The sequence below is a fragment of the Actinospica robiniae DSM 44927 genome (assembly GCF_000504285.1).
GTDB classification, from domain to species: Bacteria; Actinomycetota; Actinomycetes; order Streptomycetales; family Catenulisporaceae; genus Actinospica; species Actinospica robiniae.
Genome location: NZ_KI632511.1, coordinates 7,455,985 through 7,474,517 on the forward strand (window position 1 = coordinate 7,455,985; position 18,533 = coordinate 7,474,517).

Genomic DNA, 18,533 nt, shown 5'->3' on the forward strand with positions numbered 1-18,533 from the left:
TGCGTGGGCGGGGGTCAGCCCATGTGCGGGTACCGGTAGTCCGTCGGCGGGACGAACGTCTCCTTGATCGAGCGCGGGCTGGTCCAGCGCAGCAGGTTCTGCGCCGAGCCGGCCTTGTCGTTGGTGCCCGAGGACCGGCCGCCGCCGAAGGGCTGCTGGCCGACGACTGCGCCGGTCGGCTTGTCGTTGAGGTAGAAGTTGCCGGCGGCGAAGCGCAGGCCCTTGGCCGCGTGGGCCAGCACGGCGCGGTCCTGCGCCAGGATCGAGCCGGTCAGCGCGTAGGACGAGGTCCGGTCGAGCCGCTCGATCACGGCGTCGTAGTCGGACTCCTCGTACACGTGCACGGACAGGATCGGGCCGAAGTACTCGGTGTTGAAGATCTCGTCGTCAGGGTTCGAACCGACCAGGACGGTCGGGCGGACGAAGAAGCCCTCGGCGTCGTCGTATGTCCCGCCGGCGAGCACGTCGATGTCCGCGGCGGCGTGCGCCCGGTCGATCGCCGCCTTGTGCTTGGCGAAGGCCCGCTCGTCGATCACGGCGCCCATGAAGTTCGCCAGGTCGGTGACGTCACCCGCGGTCAGGCCCTCGACCTCGGCCGCGAGGTCGTCCTTGATCTGCTCCCACAGCGCCCTCGGCACGTAGGCGCGGGAGGCTGCGGAGCACTTCTGGCCCTGGTACTCGAAGGCGCCGCGGGTGAGCGCGGTCTTGAGCACGGCCGGGTCGGCGCTCGCATGCGCCAGCACGAAGTCCTTGCCGCCGGTCTCGCCGACCAAGCGCGGGTAGGCGCGGTAGCCCTCGATGTTCTCGCCGACGGTCCGCCACAGGTGCTGGAAGGTGCGGGTGGAGCCGGTGAAGTGGATGCCGGCCAGGTCCGGGTGGCCCAACGCGACCTCGGACACCGGGACGCCGCTTCCGGTCAGCATGTTGATGACGCCGGCGGGCAGGCCGGCCTCCTCGAGCAGCCGCATCACCAGGTGCGCGGAGAACTGCTGGGTCACCGAGGGCTTCCACAGCACGGTGTTGCCCATCAGCGCCGGCGCCGTGGGCAGGTTGCCCGCGATGGCGGTGAAGTTGAACGGCGTGATCGCGTAGACGAAGCCCTCGAGCGGCCGGTAGTCGGTGCGGTTCCACACCCCGGCGCTGGAGGTCGGCTGCTCGGCCAGCACCTGCCGGGCGAAGGCCACGTTGAACCGCCAGAAGTCGGCGAGCTCGCAGGCGGAGTCGATCTCGGCCTGCTGCGCGGTCTTGGACTGGCCCAGCATGGTGGCCGCGTTCACCTTGGCCCGCCACGGGCCGGTGAGCAGGTCGGCGGCCTTGAGGAAGACCGCGGCGCGGTCGTCGAAGGACAGCTCGCGCCAGTCCCTGGCCGCCGCGGCGGCCGCGTCGATCGCGTCCTGGGCGTCCTGCCGGGTCGCCTCGGCCAGGGTGCCGAGCACGTGCGCGCGGCGGTGCGGCTGGACCACGTCGAACCGGCCCCCGCCGCCCATCCGCTGCTTGCCGCCGATCGTCATGGTCAGGTCGATCGGCTGGGACTGGAGCTCGGCCAGCGCCTCGGTCAGGCGGGCGCGCTCCGGACTGTTCGGGCCGTAGCCCAGGACCGGCTCGTTGACCGGCTGCGGGACTCGGGTGACGGCGTCCACGGTGTGGTTCCCTTTCGGACGGATCGGGTGGGGCTGAGCACGGGGGCGTGCGGCGGGCGCGAGGCGGGGTTCAGCGCCCGACGACCGCGCGGAGGAAGAAGGCGACGTTGGCCGGACGCTCGGCCAGCCGGCGCATGAAGTAGCCGTACCAGTCGGTGCCGAAGGGCACGTAGACGCGCATGCGCTCGCCTGCGGCCGCGGCCTTGAGCTGCTCGTCCTGGCGGATGCCGAAGAGCATCTGGAACTCATGGTCGCCCGCGGAACGGCCGTGCGCACGCGCGGCGGCCCGCCCGGCGCGGATCATCCGGGAGTCGTGGCTGGCCACCATCGGGTAGCCGTCGCCGGCCATCAGGATCTCCAGGCAGCGCTCGTAGGCGGCGTCGACCTCGGCCTTGTCCTGGTGCGCGACCGAGGCGGGCTCGGCGTAGGCGCCCTTGACCAGGCGGATGCGCGAGCCGCGGTAGGCCAGGTCGCGGCAGTCCTGCTCGGTGCGGTGCAGCATGCTCTGGAGCACGGCGCCGACCCAGGGGAACTCCTCGCGCAGCACCTTGAGCACGCGCAGGGTGGAGTCGATGGTGGTGTGGTCCTCCATGTCGAGGGTCACCGTGGTCCCGGCGGCGGCCGCGGCCTCGCAGACGGCGCGGGCGTTGTCCAGGGCGAGCTGCTCGCCGCCGGGCAGCGCCTGCCCGAGCGCGGAGAGCTTGACCGAGACCTCGGCGGCGTCGGCGAGGCCCTCGGCGCGCAGCCGGCCGAGCAGGGAGACGTAGGAGTCGCGGATCCCGGCGGCCTGGGCGGCGTCCGTGGTGTCCTCGCCGAGGTGGTCGAGGGTGGCGAACAGGCCCTGGGCCTTGAGCGCGCGCACCGCGGCGATCGCGGCGGCCTGGTCCTCGCCGGCCACGAAGCGGTCGACGACCTTGCGGGTGACGGGGATCGCGGTCACGGCCCGGCGCGCGACGGGGCTGCGCGAGGCCTTGAGCAACACGGACGAGAGCACTGCGGCCACTGACTGCCTCCGGGGCGGGTACGGGTCGTTCGCGCTTACCGTAAGGAGCCCGCGCGCCCCCCAGCGAGAGACAGTCGTCGCCGTCACCGGACTTTTTCTCAGACAATCGTATGATGAGCGCGCACGGCCGCCACGGCGCGGCCGCGGCGCGGGCGGCGGGAGGAGGCGGCGCGATGGGACCGGACCTGCAGGACCTGGTGGACGAGGCGGCCAGGATCACCGAGATGGCGGTCACCCTGGAGGACCGCGAGTTCAACCTGGTGGCCTTCGGCGCGCACCGGACCGCGGGCGACGCGGTGCGCCAGGAGTCGATCCTCAGCCGGCGCTCGACCGACGAGGTCCGACGCTACTACGAGTCCTTCGGCATCGCCCGGGCCGCCGGGCCGGTGCACATCCCGGCCGACCCCGAGCGCCGGCTGCTCGGCCGCGTCTGCGTGCCGGTGCGCTGGCAGTCCGTCACCTACGGCTACCTGTGGCTGCTCGAGGACCGCGCGGTCGACCCGGCGCTGCTGCCGGAGCTGCTGAACCTGGCCGGGCGGGCCGGCGCGGAGCTGGCCCGGCACTCCCGCTGGCGCGACGACCTCGGCTGGAAGGTGGGCGAGTTGCTCTCCACCTTCCCGGAGACGCGCTCGAAGGCGGCCGGGGAGATCGCCGAGTCCTGGTCGCGGGACGAGGCCACACCCGTCGCCGCGGTGGTGCTGCGGGCCCTGCCGGACGACGCGCTCGCGCCGGTCAACGCCTGGCGGCTGCCGCGCACGGTGCTGGTGGGCACCGGGGAGCACGCCTCGACCTTCATCGTCCCGCTCGGCGCGCCCGGCGATCTGACGGCCGCCCGGGCGGTCGCGCGCGCGGCGCTCTCGGCGCTCGGGCCGGAGCACCGCGCCGTCGCCGGGATCGGCGGGCCGGCGGACACACTGGTGCGGGCGCGGGCGTCCTGGCTGCAGGCGCGGATCGCGGCCAGGGTCGCCGCGTTCCGCCAGGGTGAGCCGGCCGGGCAGCTGGAATGGCCCGAGCTCGGGGTGCACCGATTGCTCGGTGCCGCCCCCGACGCGCAGCTGCGCGAGGCCCTGGCCCAGCCCGGCATCGACCGGCTGCTGGACGAGGGCGGCACCGAGCTGGTGCGCACCGCACGGGCCTACCTGGACGAGGCCGGCAGCGCCCAGCGCACCGCGAACGCCCTCGGCATCCACCGGCAGACGCTCTACCACCGGCTCGAGCGGATCGAGCGGCTCACCGGCTTCGACCTCGACTCCGGCCGGGACCGGCTCGGCCTGCACCTCGCGCTGGTGCTCCTGCCGCACCTGGACTGACCGCCGCCGTTGTCAGTGGGTTGGTGGACGATGGAGCCATGCGAACCGTCCCGTCGATCCTGCACATCGACATGGACGCCTTCTTCGCGGCGGTGGAGCAGCGGCACAAGCCGAGCCTGCGCGGCAAACCCGTCGTGGTCGGCGGCGTCGGCCTGCGCGGCGTGGTCTCCACCGCCAGCTACGAGGCCCGCGCTTTCGGCGTCGGCTCGGCCATGCCGACCGCGCTGGCCCGGCGCCGCTGCCCGAACGCGGCCTACCTCTTCCCCCGGTTCGGCGCGTACCACGAGATCAGCCAGGTCGTGATGGGCGTGCTGCGGGAGTTCTCGGCGCTGGTGGAGCCGGTGAGCATGGACGAGGCCTTCATCGACCTCGACGCGATGGAGCAGGGCCCGCCGCGCGGCGAGGACGAGGTCCGGGCGCACGCGCGCCGGCTGAGCGAACTCGTGCGCGAGCGCACCGGTCTGACGGCGTCGGTCGGCGCGGGCACCTCGAAGCTGGTGGCGAAGGTCGCCTCGGACGCGGAGAAGCCGCACGGCTGCGTCGTCGTGCCCGCGGGCAACGAGCAGCAGTGGCTCGACCCGCTGCCGGTGCGCAAGCTGTGGGGCGTGGGCCCGGCCACCGCCGACCGGCTGCACACCATGGGCGCCGCCACCGTCGGCGAGCTGCGGGCGCTGAGCGAGCAGGAGCTGGTGAGCCTGCTCGGGCACGCGTGGGGCGGGCAGCTCTACCGGCTGTCCCGCGGGCTGGACGAGCGCACGGTGAGCGCGGACCGGGAGACGAAGTCGGTCAGCGTCGAGGACACCTACCCGCACGACCTGATGGATCTCTACTCCATTCGAGGGGCCGTCACCGAGTTGGCCGAGCGGGTGGTGCGCCGGCTGCGTGAGGGAGGCCACACCGGACGGACCGTCACAGTCAAGGCCAGGGGCCACGATTTCACCACCGTCACCCGGTCCGAGACCCTGGCCGGCCCCACCGACGATGTCAGGCTGCTGCTGCCGGCCGCGCTGCGCCTGGTCGACGGCGCGGCAGCCGCGGCCACCGGCCAGATGCGCGGGATCCGGTTGCTCGGCGTAGGCATCTCCGGGCTCGCCGAATACGCGCAGGGCGACCTGATCGCAGAGCTCGAAGGCCTGGCGGAGCAGGCTGACGCGGCGTCGGACGAGGACGATGCGGAGGCGGCGGAGGCGGCCGAGGTGCCGGCGGTCACGCTCTACGGCCCGGTGCCCGAGGCGCCCGAAGCCCGGCGCTGGCTGGCCGGCCAGGACGTGCGCCACGCCCAGTGGGGCCCCGGCTGGGTGCAGGGCGCCGGACTGGGGCGGGTGACCATCCGGCTGGAGGGGCCGGACACCGCGCCGGGCCGGGTCAAGACCCTCGACGTGGCCGATCCCGAGCTCGAGCCGGTCGACTCGGCCGAAGTCGCCCGGGCCGCGCTGCCGGGCGGCCCGTGGGAGTCCGGGCCCGCCGACGGCTAGGCTGTGGCGCGGGCAGAGCGAAAGGACATCAGCGGTGGCTCTAGAGCGCACGCATCCGGGTACGTCGGCGCGTACCGGAGTGGTGTGGGAGGTGCTTTCCGCGGGCTTGGCCGAACGGTCCACGCGGACCGGGACGGGCGAACTCGCGGTGGTGGACCTGGGCGGCGGCACCGGCGGGTTCGCCGTTCCGCTGGCCCGCCTCGGCCACCGCGTCACCGTGGTGGACCCGAGCCCGGACGCGCTGGCCGCCCTGGAGCGGCGAGCGGCCGAGGCCGGGGTCAGCGACCGGGTGCGCGCGGTCCAGGGCGACCTGGGCAGCGTCTTCGAGGTGGTCGAGCCTGAAAGCGCCGACGCGGTGCTCTGCCACGGCGTGCTCGAGTTGGCCGACGACCCGGCCGAGGGCATGCGCGCCGCGGCGCAGGTGCTGCGCGAAGGCGGGATCGCGAGCGTGCTCGCCGCCAACCGGGACGCCCTCGTGGTGGCCCGCGCGCTCGGCGGCAACGTGGCCGGTGCGCTGGCGGCGCTGCGTGAGCCGGTGCGCCGCCGGTTCACCGAGGACGACTTGGTCGAGCTGGTCCGGCAGGCCGGCCTGGAGGTCGGCGCGCGTCACGGCGTGCGGCTGTTCGCGGACCTGGTGCCCAGCGCCGAGCCGGACGATCCGGACCTGCTCGCGCTCGAGGCGCTGACCGCCGGGCGCCCGGAGTTCCGGGCGCTGGCCACCCAGGTGCACGTGCTGGCCGCCCGGCCGCAGTAGCGGTGGCGGGTAGGGCCGAGCGGGTGAGCGGCCGTGCGGGGCGATCCGCGCGGTTCGCGGCGGATTCCCGCCGCGTCGGATCGCGCTCGAGCCCGCGTGAGCAGGGCACGTCCGGGGGAAATACCCGGTATCCCGTTCCTTAGTGGAGCGGGCCTGCTTATTCTTGAAGGGGGAGAGGGGCGTGTCGGTTCTCCCGGCGGCCCGCTCGCCCGCGTTGGTACGCCTTGAGGAGGAACCCGTGCCCCTGTCCGAGCACGAGCAGCGGCTGCTCGAGCAGCTCGAGCGGGCCCTGCAGGACGAGGACCCGAAGTTCGCCTCCGCGCTGCAGGGTTCGCGGTTGCGCGGACGGCTGCGGTTGCGGCTGGTGACGGCCGTGATCGGCCTGCTGCTGGGGCTCGCGGCGCTGGGCTACGGGGTTTACGCGCACCGCGTGGCCCTCGAGGTGGCCGGCGCCGTGGTCGCGGCCGGCAGCCTGTACCTGGCCTGGAGCTCGTGGCGCCGGATGCCGGCGCCGGGCGAGATCGTCCCGGCCACCAAGCTGCGCAAGCTGCGGCGGGCCCGGACCCGGGCCGCGAAGCGCCAGGGCACCTTCATGCAGCGGATGGAGCTGCGCTGGCAGCACCGCCGCGAGCGGGACCAGTTCTGAGCCTTCTCCGGCCCGGGTGAACTGGAGTTCTGCCCGGCGCCGGCCGGCCGCTGAGACGCGAGCGCCCGCGTGCCGTCTCCGGCACGCGGGCTTCGTCGTCCCTCCTGGTCAGGAGCGGCGGCCCCGCCGCAGCAGGTAGTCCAGCGAGGAGCTCGGCAGGATCGCCGCGCGCAGCCGGGCTCCGCGGCCGGCCGAGGTGCCCAGCGCGGCGCGCACCGCGTGGACGTCCTTCGGCAGCGCGCTCGCCTCCTCCGGTGCGATGTCCGGGTCGGGCGAGTAGACCGCGCGCTCGACCAGCGTGGTGACGCGCCCGACGGCGGCCTCGCTCTCCTCGTCGAACCGCGCCTCGGCGGACAGCCGGCCGGCGAGCTGGCGCGGGGTGTCCGACTCCGGCCAGCCGAAGCCGAGGTCGGTCGCGTACTCCCGCAGCTCGTCCCAGGCGGTGAAGGCGGCCGCCCGCCGGGCGACTCCCGGCCCGAACCGGGAGCCGAACGCGTCGGCCCCCTGCTCGCCGTTCTCGTCCGACCCGCCGCGCGGCCTCGGCACGGCCGCGCCGCTGGTGGCCGCGTCGCGCATCACCTTGCGCCGCCGGCGTCGCCGCAGCAGCCGGGCCAGGCCGGGCACGACGGTCAGCAGCACCAGCGCGAGTAAGAGCAGTTTCACCGCGATCTGGGCTGGATTGCCGGTGAGGAACACGCGCTCGAAGGTGCGTGGCACCACGCCCAACGGCCCCCAGGACGCGAACGGGGCCCGCGCCGAGAAGTTCAGGCCGGAGCTCTTGCTGCCGCAGCCGCTGGCCTCCTGGTCCTGCTCGCCCATGTTGTGCGGAAGGCTGACCGGCGTGGTGCCGCTCGCGCACTTGCTCGCGGTCGGGGCCGGCGTCGGACCGGTGGTCGCCTTCGCGGTGCTGCCGTCGGACGCGCCGCCGGTAGCCTTCACCGGGGCCAGGGTCCACGGCGGAGTGGTGGCGCGGCCGGTGGAGACCACGGTGGGAGTCGGCTCGAAGCGGATCCAGCCCACGTTGTCGAAGTAAAGCAGCGGCCAGGCGTGCGCGTCGTGCGTGGTGACCTCGTAGCTGCCGTCGGGCTGCGCCTCTCCCGGGGTGAAGCCCTCGGCCACCACGGCGGGGATGCCCAGCGCGCGGGCCATCGCCGCCATCGTCGCGGCGAACTGCTCGCAGAACCCTACTTTGTTCTGCAGGAAGCTCTCGATCGCCGGGACCCCGTCCTCGGCCTTGACGTTGAGGGAGTACTTGAAGGTGCCGTTCAGGAAGTAGTTCTGCAGCGCGACAGCCTTCTCATACGGGGTGGCCCCCGACGCGGTGATCTGCTGCGCGTCCTTGGTGATCAGCGACGCGATGCCGGCGGGCAGCGACAGGTACTTCTGCCCGATCTCGTCGTGGCCCACCGTCGCGTCCTGCAGCTGGGCGGACGTCGGGATCGGCACCTTGCTCACCGCGGTGTAGCGGTCGTTCTCCCGGGACTGGTTGAGGTTGTCGTTGACGAACACCGTGGCGGTGTTCGTGTCGACCTGGATGTTGGTCAGGCCGGAATCGTCGCTGATGCCGCTCAGCGCGTACGGCGCGGGCACGGTGCTGAAGCCCATGTTGCCGATCACGGTCACGGCGGTGCGCACGGTGGCGACGTGGATCGGCGAGTCCTTGGCCAGCCCGGGAATGGACACGTCGCCGGGCGGGGCGGTGCTGGTGTTGGTCGGCGGGTCCCAGCCGTCGCCGTCGAAATCGGTCAGCACCGTCATCTGCAGGTAGTCGTCGGTGACCTCGCCGCTCGGCGCGTCGGTGCGGTAGTCCAGCAGCGGCACCGCGGTGGTGCTGGCCAGATCCCGGCTGATGTCCACGGACTGGTCGAGGTAGATCGTGGAGTTCGCGCCCGCACCGCCCCCGCCGCCGAGGGTGATCAGCCGGGGGAGGGTGGGCACGAGCATCGGGACCACCAGCGCGACGCCGATCGCCCAGGTGGCGATCTGCCGGGTCAGCCCGGTGTTGGTGGAGCCCTCCAGCGGCCGCCCGGTGCGCCGGTGGACGCTGCGGCCCCACTGGCTGAGCCGGTCCTGCCCGTCCGTGCCGAGCAGGACCAGGTAGCCGAGCGCGCTCAGCGCGAAGGCCAGCCAGCTCATGCCGCCGGGCTGCCGGGTGGCCGGGATCAGGTAGACCGCGAGGATCGGCAGCCCGGTGAGCACCGGCCGCCGCAGGGTGACCGCGAACAGGTCGATCACCAGCGCGAATCCGGCCCCTGCGACGGCCATCAGGGCCGTGATGCCGGGCGTGGACGGGGCCGGCGGGGTGTACTGCTCGAGGTCGAGGCCGCCCTGGTTGACCAGGTGGACCAGCGCCCGCAGCGCGTGCGGGCCGGGCAGGAACCCGAACGTGGCCGAGTGCGGCACGAGCATCAGCACCAGGGCGATCAGCACCGCCACGGCCTGCCCGGGCACGATCAGCAGCCGCGGCGTGTTGATCCGGCGCAGACCGGCCCCCACGGCGGCGACGAGGATCGCGGCGGCCACGACCTCGGTCATCCACGGGCCGACGCTGATCAGCCGGTCCAGCCCGAGCGTGGACAGGAAGGTGGCCAGTGCGGCCGCGGCCGGCAGCCGCAGCGAGCGGGTGGAGTCGAGCGCCGTCGCCATCAGGCCGGCCCTCCGTCTCGTGTGGAGGGGCCGGTGGCGGTCGCGGCGGGCAGCGGCTCCGGACGGACCGGCCGCGCCGCCGCGGCGGCTTCGGCGACCTCGTCGTGCCGTCCGCCGACCTGCTGCCAGAGCTCGGCGAAGTCGTCCTTGGCACTGGCCGGGACCACGTGCCAGCCCGCGGCCCGCAGGATGCGCGCGGACTCCCGGTAGGCGTGCCGGTCCGCGGCCAGCGCGGCGGGCCCGGCCCAGGTGGCCGTCTCGAGCAGGAACGCCACTCCGCCGGTGGCGCCGGGCCGGGCCCGGGCCAGCTCCGCGGCGTCGCCGGGGCCGAGTTCGCCGAGGAACGCGATCACCAGGTGGTCGCCGCCGGCGAGCCCGGTCGCGCCGCCGCCGGACCACTCCTCCAGGCTCAGCGCGGCCCGGTGCACCGGCTTGACCACGGCCAGCGCGTCGAGCACGGTGTCCTGGTTCTCCGCCGGGATCAGCCCCGTGCCCGTCCCGGTGGACAGCCGCACCTGGTAGCCCAGGTTGAGCAGGTGCACCGCCGTGCTCGCCGTCGCCGAGACCGCCCACTCGTAGGACGCGGCCGGGCCGCTGCCGCGGTGCGCCGCCGTGCGGCTGTCGAGCAGCACCGTGCACTGGCTGTGCCAGGTGCGCTCCTCCCGGCGGACCATCAGCTCGCCGTGGTGGGCGGTGGCCCGCCAGTGGATCCGGCGCAGGTCGTCGCCGTGCCGGTACTCGCGCACGCCGATGTCCTCCTCGCCGGCCGCCGCCGCGTACGCCGCGTGCCCCTCGCCCCGGCCGGCCCACAGCGCGCCGAGCCGGCCGGCCGGGAGCTGCTGCACCCGCGGGACCACGGTCAGCGTGTGCCGGGCGCTGAACGAGCGGCTGAGCTCGAACAGGCCCAGCGGGTCCGCGCTGCGCAGGGTGAGCGGGCCGATCTCGAACCGGCCGCGGTGCTCGGACCGGATCCGGTAGGCCACCCGCCGGTGCCCGCTGGGCTCGATCCGGCGCAGGATGAAGCGCGGCCGGCTGCCGAGCGTGTACGGCAGCCGGTCCTCGACCAGGAGCGCGCTGCTGGGCAGCCGCGCCGCGTTCTGCAGTCGCAGGTGCACCTGGGCCGGGGTGCCCACCGGCACCCGGCCCGGCTGCAGCACCCTGCGGCAGGAGATCCGGTAGCGGGAGGATCCGGTGATCACCGCGGCGGCCACCGGCATCGCGATCAGCAGCACGCCGATCCGCAGCAGCGGCGGGTAGCCGGCCGCCAGCGCGGCGACGACGGCCGCGAGTCCCGCGAACAGGAAGGCGCGCCCGCGGACGGTCAGCCCGGTGGAGAAGGTGCGCAGGATTCCGCGGGTGCTCACGACCGGCGCTGCCCCCCGGACGAGACCGCGACCGGCACCCGGTCGAGCAGGTCGGTCACGATCTGGGCCGCGTCCCGGCGCCCGATCCTGGCCTCCGCGGTCGGGATCAGGCGGTGCGCGAGCACCGCCACGGCGAGGTTCTTGATGTCGTCCGGGAGCACGTAGCCGCGCCCGCCGAGCACCGCGTGCGCCCGGGCCGCCCGGATCAGGTGCAGCGAGGCCCGCGGCGAGGCGCCGAGGCGCAGGTCCGGGTGCTCCCGGGTGGCGCTGACCAGGTTGATCACGTACTGCTTGACCTCGTCCGAGACGTGCACGGCGCGCACCGTCTCGATCAGCTTGACCACGTCCGCCGTGCCCGCGGCCGACTGCAGGTCGTCGAGCGGGTTGGCCGCGGCGTGGCCCTCGAGCATCCGCAGCTCGGCCGCCGGCGCCGGGTAGCCCATGGCCACCCGGGCCATGAACCGGTCGCGCTGCGCCTCGGGCAGCGGATACGTGCCCTCCATCTCCACCGGGTTCTGGGTGGCGATCACCATGAAGGGCGCCTCCAGCTGGTAGGTGGTGCCGTCCACGGTCACCTGGTGCTCGCCCATGCACTCGAGCAGCGCCGACTGGGTCTTGGGCGAGGCGCGGTTGATCTCGTCGCCCAGCACCAGGTTCGCGAACACCGCGCCCGGCTTGAACTCGAACTCGCCGCGGTGCTGGTCGTAGATGGTGACGCCGGTGACGTCGGAGGGGAGCAGGTCCGGGGTGAACTGGATCCGGCGCACGGTGCAGTCCAGCGCGCGGGCGAGGGCCTTGGCGAGCAGGGTCTTGCCCACGCCGGGCACGTCCTCGATCAGCAGGTGGCCCTCGGCCAGCAGCACGGTGAGCGTCAGGCGCACCACCTCGCTCTTGCCCTCGAGCACCGTCTCGATCCGGTCCTGGATCCGTTGCGCGGTGGCCGCCAGCCAGTCCACCTGCGTACGGTCCAGACCCTGCGGTCCCTGCTGCCCCACGATGCTCGGCAACGGACCCTCCCCTCGCCATTACTCCGCGATTGATAGCGAATCTGCTCATTCGGCCGCTCAGTGAACGGCCGCCACCGCACATAGTGCACGACTTGGACCGACTGTGCGCAAGAGCCGGAGACCTCGATTCGGGCACGGGACCGGCACATGCGGGCCACGTCTCGGCCACGGCGCGGTCGCCGCGGGCTGCGCCGGAGGCGGCGGCGGGCGGCTCCGCGGTGCCCCGTGCGCCCCGGTAACCCCTCTCATCCCTCGTCATATGGTCTGTCACATCCGCCATCCGGCCCAGCGGGTGCGTAGTGGAGTAGAGTGGGGGAAAGTGGGGCCTGTCGGGATCCCCGGGTTCCCGCGGGCGGCGGACGGGAGGTGGCCGGTGTTCCTCGGCACCTTCCAGCCGCGACTGGACGAGAAGGCACGGCTGATCCTGCCCGCGCGGCTGCGCGAGGAGGCGGCGCGAGTGGACGGAACGGAGCGGCTGGTGATCACCAAGGGGCAGGAACGCTGTCTCACCGTGTGGCCGGCCGTGCGCTTCGCCGAACTCGCCGAGCGCATCAGGGCCCTGCCGGCCGCGAACGGCCTCACTTCCCCGAAGGCCGTACGCGACCATCTGCGGGTGCTGTACGCGAGCGCGAGCGAGCAGGGCGTGGACAAGCAGGGCCGGGTCACGCTCCCGGCCCATCTGCGCGACTACGCCGGGCTGGAGCGCGAGGTGACCGTGATCGGAGCGGACACCCACTTCGAGATCTGGGACGCCGAGCGCTGGCGGGAGTACCTCGCCGCCCGCGAGCCGGCCTTCGCGGACCTGGCCGAGGAGGTGGCCGCCCAGCTCGCCGGCGAGTGGCCGGAGTGAGCGCGAGGACGAGCGCAGCGAGCACGGCAGGCTGAACGACGGCGGGCCCCACGCCTCGCCGGATGCAGGTCAGTGCACGTATTCCCAGCACCGCCGTGGTCGGCGGCCTCCACCCGCTCCCGCGACCGACGCCCCTTCCCCGGCGGCGGGCGCTTGCGAGTCTCCCCCCTGCGCGGCCGGCAGCAGCGCGCAGGCTGTGAGCGGGCGGGGCCCGGCGCCCGCGGCGGTGCCGCTTTCCGGCTGCTCAGCCGGCCCGCGGGCGCGGCGAGGAGAGCGCCCGGGGGAAGCCCGGCATGACGGACCAGCCGCCCTGCACCCGGATCGCCGCCTCGACCAGGACGCGGTCTCCGCAGTTCTCGTACTGATCGACCGTGAACGCGGCCCGGTCGATCGCCTCGTTCTCGTTCGAGGTGTGCAGATAGGTATAGGTCGGCCGGTCGTCGGACGTCAGCACCGCCCACGTGAACCGGATCGTCCAGAGCGGATATGTGTCCGGATAAGGGCCCGGTACGCCGCTGTGCATGGCAGAAAGCTGACGATCATTCATTCGGGTACCTCGAACGGGTGGAGGGCTGATCGTTATGCCTCCATCGTGCCCGCTGCTCGGTACTCTCAGTGGCGGAAACGACCCCACAATCCGACTGTGTGGACAGGACGCGGCGAATGGTCACCACCCCTCCCGCTCCGGCGGAGTCCCCGCTCGGGGTATTCGGCAACGAGGTCCGCCACCACCGCGAGCAGATCGCCCGGCTGAGCCAGCGCAAGCTCGGCGAGCGGATCGGGTATTCGGAACAGGCCGTGGGCATGATCGAGACCGGCCGGCGCAAGCCGACGCTCGAGTTCGCCCGGCTCTGCGACGACGCGCTGGAGACCGGCGGCCTGTTCGCCCGGCTGTGGCCGATGCTGCGCCACGCCAGCTCCGTGTCCTGGTTCGACGAGTACAACGAGGTCGAACAGCGGGCGATAGCCATCGACGGCTGGAACCCCGAGTGGATACCCGGGCTGTTCCAGACGGAGCAGTACGCGCGGGAGCTGTTCGTCTCCTGGCGGGCCCACCCGCCCGAGGAGATCGACGCCCTCGTCGACGCGCGGATGAAGCGGCAACGCACGGCTCTGGTTCCCGGCGGCCCCGATATCTGGATGCTGGTGGGCGAGGGCGCACTTCTGCGACGGGTAGGTGGTCCGGAGGTGTGGCGCGCGCAATTGGAGCGCATGGTGGCGTTGGTGCGAGATTGCCACAGATGGGTTGTGCAAGTGCTACCGTTCGTTGCAGGTGCACATGCACTTTCCGATGGTGCGATCAATCTGCTCAGTTTCTCGGACGGCGCCGACATGGTGTTCACCGAAGGCCCGGGAGTGGGCCGACTGATCGATCGCGCCGAGGATGTGCGGCCCTTCCGGTTCCGTTTCGAGCATGACCGGGCCAAGGCCCTCTCGCCGGAGGAGTCGCTCACCTTCATCCATAACCTGATCCGGGAGATCCAGTGACCACCCTGAATGATCTCAAAGCCCTGTCGTTCCGAAAGGCGGCGGCGAGCAGCAACGGCGGCAACTGCGTCGAGGTCGCGCTGCTGCCGGACGGCGGGCGGGCCGTGCGCGACTCCAAGGACCAGGGGGGACCGGTGCTGCGCTTCACCCAAGCGGAGTGGTCGGCCTTCCTCGACGGCGCCAAGGGCGGCGAGTTCGACGACGAATTCGCCGCCGTGGGCAGCTGACTGACGACCCGTCGGTCCCGCTGTCCGAAGGGCGCTCCCCGTGCGGGGGGCGCCCTTCAGCGTTCCGGGGCCGGCCGGGGAGAAGGGCGAGCCCGGAGCATCAGACGTCGACAACCCGCCGCGCGCGTGCGACAACGTTCCTGCCCATGATGTGAGCGCTCCCAACAACGGAACGCGTTGGAACTGCCTCACCGTGTCCCGTCGAGCGCCCACGCTAGTCCCCACCATGCCAGGAGCCGCAATGACGCGTCATCCGCATCCGCCGTCCCCGTCGATATCCCCTGAAAACACTGGGAGCGCTCCCCACCGCGCCCTCCGGGCTGCCACCCGTTCGGTCTCCGGGCCGGCCCGCCGCGCCGCGAACCGGCCGCTGCGCGTGCTGGCCGCGTTCCTGCTCGCCTCGGCCACCGCCGTCGGCGCGGCCACGCCGGCCTTCGCCACCACCACGACGCCGACGGTGACCAACCCCGGGTTCGAGTCCAACGGGGCGGGCACCGCCACGCCGACCGGCTGGACCGCCTCCGGGACGACCGCGGCCTCCTACACCGAGTCGGGCGGGCGGTCCGGGTCCTACCGGCTCTCGCACTACTCGGCCTCCGCCTACACGGTCGACACGTATCAGACCATTTCGAACATCACCCCCGGCTACTACACCTTCGGGGTCTGGGTCCGCACCGACGACGTCGGCGGCAGCAACTGGATCACCATGTCCAGCTGCGGCAGCACCGCGCCGAAGACCTACGTGCCGGTCGACACCGACGGCAGCTGGCTGCGGATCGTCGACTACGTCTACGTCACCGGCAATACCTGCACGATCGACTTCCACTCCGCCTCGGCGGCCGGCGCCTGGACGAACTATGACGACGTCACCTTCGTCTACGGCTCGGCCCCGCTGGCGATCCGCGGCGCCGACGTCTCCAGCCTCTACCGCGGCGAGCAGGACGGCGGCGTCTACTACACCAGCTCCGGCACCAAGGAGAACGCGCTGCAGATCATGGCGGGCGCTGGTATGAACTACGTCCGGCTGCGCGTGTGGGTCAACCCCGCGGACGGGTTCGACAATGAGACCCAGCTGCTCGCCATGGCCAAACAGGCCTACAGCACCTACGGACAGCAGATCCTGCTCGACTTCCACTACTCCGACACCTGGGCCGACCCGGGCCACCAGACCGTCCCCGCGGCCTGGGCCTCGGACAGCCTGAGCGCCCTCGAGACGCAGGTCTACAACTACTCCAAGCAGGACGTCGCAGACCTCGTGGCCCAGGGCACGCCGCCCGCGATGGTCCAGGTGGGCAACGAGATCAACGCCGGCATGCTGTGGAGCGACGGCTCGACCTCGAACTGGTCGCAGCTGGCCGCGCTGCTCAAGCAGGGCATCGCCGGCGTCAAGGCGGCCGACTCGTCCACCAAGATCATGCTGCACCTCGCGTCCTCGGACAGCCTCTCGACTCTCGAGACCTGGTACACCAACGCGATCAACTACGGCGTCTCGTTCGACGTCATCGGACTGTCCTACTACGACTACTGGCACGGCCGGCTCGACGTCCTGCAGACCGACCTCGACGGCCTGGCCGCCAAGTACGGCAAGCAGGTGGCCATCGCCGAGACCGCGTACCCGTGGACGATGACCTCGGGCGACTCGCTGACCCCGTCGTTCGACACCTCCAGCGAGCTCGACTCCGGATACGCCGCGAGCGCCTACGGCCAGATGTCGAACTTCCGCGACGTGCTCTCGATCGTGCAGGCCGTGCCGAACGGCCTCGGGCTCGGCGCGTTCTACTGGGAGCCGACCTGGACCGTGGTCTCCGGCAACGGCTGGGACCCGACCAGTTCCTCCTCGCTCGACGCGTGGGAGAACCAGGCGATGTTCAACTACTCGGACACCGCGCTCTCGGCGATCAACGACTTCGCCGCCCGCTGATCCGGCATGGTGAAGGCCCTGCGGGATCGTCGTGATCCCGCAGGGCCCTTCGCCACGTTGTCAGCCCTGTCGTCAGCCCTGGAGCTTGATGACGCGCACGGCGCCGCCAGACACCGACGCGGTGCCGGCGAAGGCTTCGCCGGTGAGCAGATCGGTGCCCGCCGCCGCCACCTCGACCGGCTCGTCCGCGTGGTTGATCGCGAACAGGTAGCGGTCGCCGCCGGCGGACGCCCGCTCCACCAGCTCCAGCGTGTCAGGCGTCTGCGTGTCGAACGCGACGCCCGCGTCATGGGCGGCCGCGCGCAGGATCTCGCGCAGGGTGGCCGGATCCGGCGTCGTCCCCACATACCACGCCGTTCCCGCCTCGACGCGGTGCCGGGTCACCGCCGGGCCGCCCGCCGCGGGGCCCTCGGTAAAGCGGTACTTCGCCTCGGCGCCGTGCAGCGCTATCTCCTCGGCCCAGATCCGTCCGGTGCCGCCGCCGTCGAACGCGAGCTCGCGATCCCGGTGCAGCGGCAGGAATTCTTCGACGGTCAGGCCGAGCAGGTCGCGCAGGACGCCCGGGTACCCGCCGAGGTAGACCGCGTCGTCCTCGTCCACGATGCCGGAGAAGTAGGACACGACCAGGGTGCCGCCGCCCGCCACGTAGTCGCGCAGGTTCTTGGCCCACTGCTCGCGGCACAGGTACATCTGCGGGACCACCACGAGGCGGTAGCCGGACAGATCCGCGCCGGGATGGGCGAAGTCGACCTGCACGTGCGCGCGGTAGAGCTGCTCGTAGAACTCCAGCTGCCGCGGCTTGAACGCCAGGTCGACGGACGGGCGGAAGACCTGCTCGAGCGACCACCAGGATTCCCAGTCCCACAGCACGGCGGTGTCCGCCCCGGCCACCCGCGAACCGGCGATCTCGGCCAGCGCGTCGAGGTTCGCGCCGAGGGCGACCGCCTCGCGCCAGATCCGGGTCTCGGTGCCGCCGTGCGGCAGCATCGCGGAGTGGAACTTCTCGCCGCCGCCGCGCGAGGCCCGCCACTGGAAGAACAGCGCGCCGTCCGCGCCCCGGGCCACGTGCGACAGGGTATTGCGGCGCATCTCGCCCGGGCGCTTGGCCAGGTTGCGCGGCTGCCAGCTGACCGCGCCGGTGGAGTGCTCCATCACCATCCAGGGCTGCCCGCCGCGGATGGAGCGGGTGAAGTCCGCGCACAGCGCCAGCTCGATCTGGTTGTCCGCGGCCTCGGCGGTCAGGTAGTGGTTGTTCGCGGCGATGTCGACCTCGCGCGCCCAGCTCCAGAAGTCCAGCGCCTTGCAGTTGATCAGCTGGAAGTTGGTCGTCACCGGGGTCTCGGACCGTCCGGCCTCGGCGAGGCGGGCCTTGATGACGTCGCGCTGGCCGGTGTAGAGCTCGAGCGTGGTGTCCGAGGTGAAGCGGGAGAAGTCCAGGCGGTGCGCCGGGTTCACGTCCGCCATGGGCGTGCGCTTCGGGGTGTCGATCTGGTCCCACGCCGTGTAGACCTGGCCCCAGAACGTGGCCGTCCACGCGGTGTTGAGCGCCTCGAGCGTCTGGTACTTCGCCTGGAGCCAGTCCCGGAATGCCGCTGCGGACACGGCGCAGTAGCACGCGCCGGTCGGGGAGCCGTACTCGTTGTGCACGTGCCACATGGTCACGGCCGGGTGTGCGGCGTACCGCTCGGCGAGCTTGTCCGCGATGCGCAGGCAGGCCTCGCGGTACTCGGGGGAGTGCGGGCAGTAGGTCTGGCGCGACGAGCCGGCCAGCACGACGCCGTCGTCGGTCACCGGACGCACATGCGGGTACTGCGTCAGGAACCAGTTGGGCGCGGCCGCGGTGGGGGTGGCCAGGTCCACGTCCACGCCGGCCTCGGCGAGGTGCCCGATCACCTTGTCCAGCAACGAGAAGTCGAACACGCCCGGTTCCGGCTCGAGCAGCGCCCAGGCGAAGATGCCCAGGTTGACCAGGTTCACCCCGGCTTCGCGCATCAGCCGCGCGTCCTCGGCCCACACCTCCTCGGGCCACTGCTCCGGGTTGTAGTCCGCGCCGTAGGCGAGCCGGGCGAAGGGGGCGGCCGGCGGGCTGGCCGTGGTGTTCATGGGCGTTTCCTTGCTGCACCGGGGACACGGAAGCGGACACGGGCTGGTCCCGTGAGCGCTCTCATGAAAAGAACAATGGGAGCGCTCACGGAACGATAA

The 18,533-nt window shown here is 72.6% G+C and carries 15 protein-coding genes; 8 read left to right on the plus strand and 7 right to left on the minus strand.

Annotated elements, in window-relative coordinates; genetic code table 11:
• Positions 1 to 14: 14 nt before the first annotated feature.
• Together pruA and ACTRO_RS32115 are read right to left on the minus strand one after the other, a co-directional pair.
• Complete coding sequence (pruA, locus tag ACTRO_RS32110) at positions 15 to 1,640, minus strand: L-glutamate gamma-semialdehyde dehydrogenase (RefSeq protein ID WP_034269185.1); 1,626 nt, start codon at positions 1,638 to 1,640, stop codon at positions 15 to 17.
• Between the two features lie 70 nt (positions 1,641 to 1,710).
• Complete coding sequence (locus ACTRO_RS32115) at positions 1,711 to 2,634, minus strand: proline dehydrogenase family protein (RefSeq protein WP_034277667.1); 924 nt, start codon at positions 2,632 to 2,634, stop codon at positions 1,711 to 1,713.
• Between the two features lie 182 nt (positions 2,635 to 2,816).
• On the opposite strand from ACTRO_RS32115, the gene ACTRO_RS32120 reads away from it, so the two are divergent.
• From ACTRO_RS32120 to ACTRO_RS32135, 4 genes are all read left to right on the plus strand, one after another.
• Positions 2,817 to 3,953: a PucR family transcriptional regulator gene (locus tag ACTRO_RS32120; RefSeq protein WP_034269188.1), complete on the plus strand. Its 1,137-nt coding sequence runs from the start codon at positions 2,817 to 2,819 to the stop codon at positions 3,951 to 3,953.
• A gap of 38 nt (positions 3,954 to 3,991) precedes the next feature.
• Entirely contained in the window at positions 3,992 to 5,428 is a 1,437-nt protein-coding gene (locus tag ACTRO_RS32125) for a DNA polymerase IV (protein WP_034269190.1), read from the plus strand.
• Positions 5,429 to 5,462: 34 nt separating this feature from the next.
• Positions 5,463 to 6,182, plus strand: coding sequence for a methyltransferase domain-containing protein (locus tag ACTRO_RS32130; protein WP_084316672.1), 720 nt, complete (start codon positions 5,463 to 5,465; stop codon positions 6,180 to 6,182).
• A 181-nt stretch (positions 6,183 to 6,363) separates the two neighbouring features.
• On the plus strand, positions 6,364 to 6,828 hold the full coding sequence (locus ACTRO_RS32135; RefSeq protein WP_245594556.1) for a DUF3040 domain-containing protein: 465 nt from the start codon (positions 6,364 to 6,366) through the stop codon (positions 6,826 to 6,828).
• A 108-nt stretch (positions 6,829 to 6,936) separates the two neighbouring features.
• Here the strand turns inward: ACTRO_RS32135 and ACTRO_RS32140 are convergent, their stop codons facing one another.
• The 3 genes from ACTRO_RS32140 to ACTRO_RS32150 are packed head-to-tail and all read right to left on the minus strand — an operon-like array spanning position 6,937 to position 11,845.
• Positions 6,937 to 9,474 carry a transglutaminase TgpA family protein gene (locus tag ACTRO_RS32140; RefSeq protein ID WP_034269199.1) on the minus strand — a complete coding sequence of 846 codons (2,538 nt, stop codon included), beginning with the start codon at positions 9,472 to 9,474 and terminating at the stop codon, positions 6,937 to 6,939.
• Positions 9,474 to 10,838, minus strand: coding sequence for a DUF58 domain-containing protein (locus tag ACTRO_RS32145; RefSeq protein ID WP_051451716.1), 1,365 nt, complete (start codon positions 10,836 to 10,838; stop codon positions 9,474 to 9,476). The genes ACTRO_RS32140 and ACTRO_RS32145 overlap by 1 nt, the downstream gene beginning before the upstream one ends.
• On the minus strand, positions 10,835 to 11,845 hold the full coding sequence (locus ACTRO_RS32150) for an AAA family ATPase (protein ID WP_211244479.1): 1,011 nt from the start codon (positions 11,843 to 11,845) through the stop codon (positions 10,835 to 10,837). The genes ACTRO_RS32145 and ACTRO_RS32150 overlap by 4 nt, the downstream gene beginning before the upstream one ends.
• Positions 11,846 to 12,218: 373 nt before the next feature.
• Between ACTRO_RS32150 and mraZ the strand changes: the two genes are divergently transcribed.
• Positions 12,219 to 12,695: a division/cell wall cluster transcriptional repressor MraZ gene (gene mraZ, locus ACTRO_RS32155; protein ID WP_034269202.1), complete on the plus strand. Its 477-nt coding sequence runs from the start codon at positions 12,219 to 12,221 to the stop codon at positions 12,693 to 12,695.
• Between the two features lie 244 nt (positions 12,696 to 12,939).
• On the opposite strand, the gene ACTRO_RS32160 is transcribed toward mraZ, so the two are convergent.
• Positions 12,940 to 13,218, minus strand: a complete 279-nt coding sequence (locus tag ACTRO_RS32160; protein ID WP_034269204.1) for a hypothetical protein — start codon at positions 13,216 to 13,218, stop codon at positions 12,940 to 12,942.
• Between the two features lie 140 nt (positions 13,219 to 13,358).
• Between ACTRO_RS32160 and ACTRO_RS32165 the strand changes: the two genes are divergently transcribed.
• From ACTRO_RS32165 to ACTRO_RS32175, 3 genes are all read left to right on the plus strand, one after another.
• A complete protein-coding gene (locus ACTRO_RS32165; RefSeq protein ID WP_034269207.1) occupies positions 13,359 to 14,183 on the plus strand; it encodes a helix-turn-helix domain-containing protein in 825 nt (274 codons plus the stop codon).
• Complete coding sequence (locus tag ACTRO_RS32170) at positions 14,180 to 14,410, plus strand: DUF397 domain-containing protein (protein WP_034269210.1); 231 nt, start codon at positions 14,180 to 14,182, stop codon at positions 14,408 to 14,410. The genes ACTRO_RS32165 and ACTRO_RS32170 overlap by 4 nt, the downstream gene beginning before the upstream one ends.
• A 241-nt stretch (positions 14,411 to 14,651) precedes the next feature.
• Positions 14,652 to 16,331: a glycoside hydrolase family 53 protein gene (locus ACTRO_RS32175; RefSeq protein ID WP_084316673.1), complete on the plus strand. Its 1,680-nt coding sequence runs from the start codon at positions 14,652 to 14,654 to the stop codon at positions 16,329 to 16,331.
• A gap of 72 nt (positions 16,332 to 16,403) precedes the next feature.
• Here the strand turns inward: ACTRO_RS32175 and ACTRO_RS32180 are convergent, their stop codons facing one another.
• Positions 16,404 to 18,434 carry a beta-galactosidase gene (locus ACTRO_RS32180; protein ID WP_034269213.1) on the minus strand — a complete coding sequence of 677 codons (2,031 nt, stop codon included), beginning with the start codon at positions 18,432 to 18,434 and terminating at the stop codon, positions 16,404 to 16,406.
• Positions 18,435 to 18,533 lie beyond the last annotated feature (99 nt).

Bases quoted from the DNA above. Each gene is read 5' to 3' on its own strand.
- ACTRO_RS32125 (WP_034269190.1), top strand. From the start codon at position 3,992: ATGCGAACCGTCCCGTCGATCCTGCACATCGACATGGACGCCTTCTTC.
- ACTRO_RS32175 (WP_084316673.1), top strand. From the start codon at position 14,652: ATGACGCGTCATCCGCATCCGCCGTCCCCGTCGATATCCCCTGAAAAC.
- ACTRO_RS32120 (WP_034269188.1), top strand. From the start codon at position 2,817: ATGGGACCGGACCTGCAGGACCTGGTGGACGAGGCGGCCAGGATCACC.
- ACTRO_RS32165 (WP_034269207.1), top strand. From the start codon at position 13,359: ATGGTCACCACCCCTCCCGCTCCGGCGGAGTCCCCGCTCGGGGTATTC.
- ACTRO_RS32160 (WP_034269204.1), bottom strand. From the start codon at position 13,218: ATGCACAGCGGCGTACCGGGCCCTTATCCGGACACATATCCGCTCTGG.
- ACTRO_RS32180 (WP_034269213.1), bottom strand. From the start codon at position 18,434: ATGAACACCACGGCCAGCCCGCCGGCCGCCCCCTTCGCCCGGCTCGCC.
- ACTRO_RS32140 (WP_034269199.1), bottom strand. From the start codon at position 9,474: ATGGCGACGGCGCTCGACTCCACCCGCTCGCTGCGGCTGCCGGCCGCG.